The organism is Kocuria dechangensis, from assembly GCF_014636775.1.
GTDB classification, from domain to species: domain Bacteria; phylum Actinomycetota; class Actinomycetes; order Actinomycetales; family Micrococcaceae; genus Kocuria; species Kocuria dechangensis.
The window spans coordinates 1-1200 of record NZ_BMEQ01000074.1 but is presented as its reverse complement, the minus strand read 5'-3'; the positions used below and the strand labels follow the sequence as shown (position 1 = coordinate 1200).

At 72.2% G+C, this 1200-nt stretch carries 1 protein-coding gene; it reads left to right on the top strand.

Annotated features, from left to right (window positions below):
* Positions 1-168: 168 nt before the first annotated feature.
* On the top strand, positions 169-1200 hold a 1032-nt coding region (locus IEW07_RS20695), incomplete at its 3' end, for an IS110 family RNA-guided transposase (RefSeq protein WP_188540676.1).

The following is a 1200-nucleotide window of genomic DNA, read 5'->3' as shown; positions in this document are numbered from 1 at the left end:
CCTAGCGTGGGTGCCGCTCCGTGACGGGGCTGGTTTGCCATGGTTGTGCCGGCACCGGGTGCGAAGGACCGGTCGGCGTGACTTCATAGGAGCGTGGCCTCGCCCCCACTGAGCATTGTCCGCCGACCGGCCCAACCGGTCACCTCACGGGAAAGGGAGGCAGTCACCATGGTGATTGCAATCGGGGCGGACGTCCACAAGAACTCGCACACCTTCGTGGCCGTGGACGCGGCCGGCAAGCAGATCGGCCAGCTCACGGTCGCGGCCACGCACGCCGGCCACGAGAAGGCCTACCGGTGGGCGCGCACCGCGTTCGTCGATCAGGACCGGCTCTGGGGGATCGAGGACTGCCGGCACCTGTCGGGGATGCTCGAGCGGGACCTGCTCGCCCATGGCGAGCCGGTGGTGCGGGTGGCCCCGCAGCTGATGGCCCGGCAACGGGCCTCGGCACGCACCCGCGGGAAGTCCGATCCGATCGACGCGCTGGCGGTGGCCCGGGTCGTGGTGCGGGAGGAGGACCTGCCGGTGGCGGTCACCGACGACCACGCCCGGGAGGTGGCGCTGCTGGTGGCCCGCCGAGACGATCTGGTGGCCGAGCGCACCCGGGCGATCAACCGCCTGCGCTGGCACCTGCACGAGCTCGACCCTGGACTGGATCCGGCTCCCCGGTCGATGGGCAGCCCGGGAGTGCGGGGGCGGGTGCGGGAGTTCTTGGCCGGGCGGGCGGGGATCGTCGCGGAGATCGCCGAGCAGGTGCTGGCCGATGTGGACCGGCTGTGCGAGGCGATCACCGGGCTGGACGCACGGATCCGGGCCCTGGTGGCCCAGCGGGCCCCGCAGCTGCTGGAGCTGCCCGGGTGCGGGGAGATCACCGCGGCGACGATCTACGCCGAGACCGCCGGGGTGGGGCGCTTCCGCACCGAGGCGTGCTTCGCGATGGCCGCCGGAGTGGCCCCGATCCCGGTGTGGTCGGGCAACACCGCCGGGCGGGTGCGGCTGAACCGGGGCGGGAACCGGCGGCTGAACTGTGCCCTGCACCGGATCGCGGTCACCCAGATCCGCCTGGACGGGCCGGGCAGGGACTACTACCACCGGTTGAAAGCCTCCGGGAAGACCACCATGGAGGCCCTGCGCTGCATGAAACGCAAGATCGCCCGGGTCGTGTACAACCTCATGACCCGGGCCCAGTCCCAGACGCTC